Annotated in this window: 4 protein-coding genes; all 4 read right to left on the bottom strand. The window is 62.2% G+C overall.

Annotated elements, in window-relative coordinates; all coding sequences use genetic code 11:
- The coding region (locus tag EOA28_RS27035; protein WP_148670871.1) for an ABC transporter ATP-binding protein at positions 1-1,186 on the bottom strand (1,186 nt) is incomplete at its 3' end.
- Positions 1,186-2,580 (bottom strand): high-affinity branched-chain amino acid ABC transporter permease LivM, encoded by a 1,395-nt coding sequence (gene livM, locus EOA28_RS27030; protein WP_127249636.1) that lies wholly within the window; start codon positions 2,578-2,580, stop codon positions 1,186-1,188. The genes EOA28_RS27035 and livM, both read right to left, overlap by 1 nt.
- A 5-nt stretch (positions 2,581-2,585) precedes the next feature.
- Positions 2,586-3,488, bottom strand: a complete 903-nt coding sequence (locus EOA28_RS27025) for a branched-chain amino acid ABC transporter permease (RefSeq protein WP_042645691.1) — start codon at positions 3,486-3,488, stop codon at positions 2,586-2,588.
- Between the two features lie 417 nt (positions 3,489-3,905).
- A partial coding sequence (locus EOA28_RS27020) for an ectoine synthase (RefSeq protein ID WP_128315464.1) occupies positions 3,906-4,131 on the bottom strand: 226 nt, incomplete at its 5' end.

The raw sequence follows: 4,131 nt of genomic DNA, 5'->3' as shown, positions 1-4,131 counted from the left end.
CTCCAGGCTTGCCCGCTGTGGGCTTGGCCGCGGTTTCCTTGCCCTTCGAAGCGCTGCCGGCTTTCGCGGCTGAAGCCTTGGCGGCCGGCTTTTTAGGCGCTGTTTTCGCTGCGCCGGATTTCGCGGCCGGCTTGGCTGCCGATTGGGGCTTGCTGGCGATCGAAGCGGCGCGGGCGTCGACTTGCGCCGCTTTCGACGCGCCCTTGGACACGGTGACCCGCTCGCCCTCGTCCGCGTGCTCGACACTGTCGGAAACCGGTCCCGCCATCATCGAAGCGGAGTTGCCCGGGCCGTGCGCGGAGTCGGGGCCCGTATCGAGCTGCTCGATGACATCCTCGTCGCCGACTTCGGTCAGCACCGTCTCGACCTCTTCGTCGTCGACGCCGAGATAGGCGGCGATGACGCGCGGATCGGTACGGACCGATTGCGGATTGCCGTCGGAAATCTTGCGGCCGTATTCGAGCACCACGACGTGATCGGAAATCTGCATGACCACCGACATGTCGTGCTCGATGAGCAGGATAGACGTGCCGGTGTTGTTCTTGATGTCCATCAGCAGATCGTTCAGTGCCGCCGATTCCTTCGGGTTGAGGCCGGCGGCCGGCTCGTCCAGGCACAAAAGCTCCGGCCCGGTGCACATGGCACGCGCGATCTCCAGGCGCCGCTGCGCGCCATAGGGCAGATCGCCGGCCGGATCGTCGGCGCGATCGACGAGGTCGGCCTTTTCCAGCCAGTGCCTGGCAAGGTCGATCGACTCGGCGGACGCCTGTCGATAGCTCGGGAAGCCGAACAGGCCAAGGAAAGTGTAGCCCGAAGCCTTCATCAGCTTGTTGTGCTGCGCCACCAGAAGGTTTTCCAAGAGCGTCATGCCGGAGAACAGGCGGATGTTCTGGAAAGTGCGCGCCACCTTGGCGCGCGCCGGGATCTCGTGGTTGGGCAGGCGCTCAAGCAGGTAGGTCGAGCCGTCGCGCCGGTTCAGCGTCAGCATGCCTTCCGACGGCTTGTAGAAACCGGTGATGCAGTTGAACACCGTCGTCTTGCCGGCGCCGTTCGGCCCGATCAGCGCGGTGATCTCGCCGCGCCTGGCCTGGAAGGACAGGTCGCCGATGGCGACCAGGCCTCCGAACTTCATCGACAAATGCTCGACCTGCAGGATGAAGTCGTTTGCGGAAGCTTGCGCGTTCATCAGCCGTGCCCCTCCTTGGTGAAGGACGCTGAGACCGCTCTTCGTTCTTTCAGGAAGGCCGTGGGTTCGCGACTGCCGACGAAGCCGCGCGGCTTCCACAGCATGACGATGACCATGGCCATGCCGAACAGCAGCATGCGGTAGAGTTCCGGTGTGAAGTCGGGTCCGAACACGGCCTTGAGGAAGTCGAGTTCGCGCAGGATCTCGGTGCCGCCGATCATCACCAGCGCCGCCACGGCAATGCCGCCCAGCGAACCCATGCCGCCGAGAACGACGATGGCAAGGATGATCGCCGATTCGAGGAAGACGAAGGATTCAGGGCTGACGAAGCCTTGGCGGGCTGCGAAGAACGAGCCGGCAAAGCCGCCGAACATGGCGCCCGTGGCGAACGCCGTCAGCTTGGTGGTGGTGGTGTTGATGCCGAGAGAGCGACAGGCGATCTCGTCCTCGCGCAACGCTTCCCAGGCGCGTCCCACCGGCAGGCGACGAAGCCTTATGGTGACGAAGGCGGTGAGCAGGCAGAGCGCCAGGGCGAGATAGTAGAGGAAGATCTTGTAGTAGGCCCCTGATTGGGCAATGTGCAGAACCTTGGCGATGTAGTTCGGGTCGGAGACGTTGAAAGACATCAGGCCGAAGAACGACACTTTCGGAATGCCCGAGATGCCTGCCGAACCATTGGTGACTTCACGCCAGTTGATGAGCACCAGGCGGATGATCTCACCGAAGGCAAGGGTCACGATCGCCAGATAGTCGCCGCGCAATCTGAGCACCGGGAAGCCGAGCATGACGCCCCAGAAGGCCGCCATGCAGCCCGCGGCCGGCAAAAGGATCCAGAACGACAGGCCGAAATGCGTGCCAAGCAACGCGTAGGCATAGGCGCCGACGGCATAGAAGGCGACGTAGCCGAGATCGAGCAGGCCGGCCAACCCGATGACGATGTTGAGGCCCCAGGCCAGCATCACATAGATCAGGATTTGGATGCCGAAATTGTCGACCCATTTGAGCGACCCCTGGAAGCCGAACAGGAGCACCATCGCGATTGGATAGAGCAGTAGGACGACAAGGCCGATCCTGTTGAAGTTCCGCTTCAGGAAGCCGGGTTCGGCGACGACGGCGGCGGGCGCCTGCGCCCTTTCGGCTTTCGACCGCTCCATCGCCGGAACCGCATAGGCCACATAGACAAAGCGGCCGAGCGTGACGGCAATGACCACGATGGCGAGCAAGACCCAGCGCTGCACCAGGATCAGTTCGTTGCTGATGTTCTGGTCTGTCCTGAGACCGATGAACAGCACGAACAGGCCGAGCGAAATGGCGCCGGCATAGAACGCTTCGCGAAAAGCGCGCTGGATGGGAGTGGCGACGGCGTCGCGCTCCGAGGACACGGTAACGGCCATGAGGATCAGACCTTTTCGACTTCAGGCCGGCCGAGGATGCCGGAGGGCAGGAAGATGAGCACGATCGCCAGGATCGAAAATGCGGCCACGTCCTTGTAGTCGATGGAGAAATAGGCCGACCACATGCTCTCGATGAAGCCGATCAAGAGCCCGCCGAGCACCGCGCCCGGCAGCGAGCCGATGCCGCCGAGCACGGCCGCGGTGAAGGCCTTAACGCCCGGCACGAAGCCGTCGGAGAACACCACGACGCCGTAATACATCAGGAACAGCGTGCCCGCGACGGCGGCAAGGGCGGCGCCCATGATGAAGGTGATGGAGATGGTGCGGTCGACGTCGATGCCGAGCAGCGCCGCCATCTTGCGATCCTGCTCGCAGGCGCGCTGGGCGCGACCGAGCGCCGTCCTGTTGACCAGGTACCAGAAGACGGCGAGCAGCGCGATGGTGACGATCACGATGATGATCTGCTTCAGCGAGATGCTGATGCCGTCGATCGTGTAGACCTGGCTGACCAGCGGCGGGATCGGCTTGTTGCGCGGACCTTGCGTGACCTGCACGAAGTTGGAGAGCGCGATCGACATGCCGATGGCGGTGATCAGCGGCGCCAGCCGGAACGAACCGCGCAGCGGCCGGTAGGCCACCTTCTCGATCGTCCAGTTGTAGAGGCTGGTCAGAAGCATCGCCACGATCATCATGATCAGAAGCGCCACCACGACCGGCACCGAATAGAACAACGCGCCGAGGATCAGGAAGACGATGAGCGCGGTGAAGGCACCGACCATGAAAATGTCACCATGGGCGAAATTGATCATGCCGATGATGCCGTAGACCATCGTATAGCCGATCGCGATCAGCCCATAGATAGATCCCAGCGTCAGCCCATTGATAAGCTGCTGGACGAAGTACTGCATATTTACGCGGCTCCCCTGGAATGTCGCCCGTTTTCGGATCGCACTCCTTGTCGTATTTCCCCTAGTCGTAAAGTTTCGAGCCCGGATTGCAACGTGATTTTTCAATCGCTCTGCGTGGTTTGGAAGCACGCGGTCCGATTGCCCGTTTTTTCACACCCGACCCCTGGACTATCGCGGACCCTAGCATTGGCACAACGCAATGTCTTTGACGATTCAACCCTATGATGGGCCTCGTGTCGAAGAAACCAGCGTCAAAATATGTTGATGAGAAGAATCCTTGCGCCAACCGAAGCGCCCGGTTTCCCGTCACCGCACCTTCCGCTAGGTCAGGATTCCGTCATCTGTGACGGGCATGTGACGGTGCGGCGCCCTTCGGCCGAAGGCGCCGCGCCACAACAGAATGCTCGAAGCGACGTCTCAGTAAGCAGAGCCTCCCTCGCCATTGAGATTGTGCTTTTCAGTGCCTTTGAGCGGCGGATTGAAGACGCTCACCAGCACCATGTCGCCGGCGCTGTCGGCGCGCAGGAAATGGTCGTCATGGGCATCAAGCACATAGACCGTGCCCGGCTCGACGCGATGGACGGTGCCGGTCATGTCCTCGACCTCGCCGGTGCCGGAGATGCAGTAGCAGGCCTCCAGGTGC

This window comes from Mesorhizobium sp. M2A.F.Ca.ET.067.02.1.1 (genome assembly GCF_004023285.1).
Lineage (GTDB): Bacteria > Pseudomonadota > Alphaproteobacteria > Rhizobiales > Rhizobiaceae > Mesorhizobium.
Note: the sequence above shows the minus strand (reverse complement) of the source record. Positions and strands in the feature narration are given on the sequence as shown.

Bases quoted from the DNA above. Each gene is read 5' to 3' on its own strand.
- EOA28_RS27025 (WP_042645691.1), bottom strand. From the start codon at position 3,488: ATGCAGTACTTCGTCCAGCAGCTTATCAATGGGCTGACGCTGGGATCT.
- livM (WP_127249636.1), bottom strand. From the start codon at position 2,580: ATGGCCGTTACCGTGTCCTCGGAGCGCGACGCCGTCGCCACTCCCATC.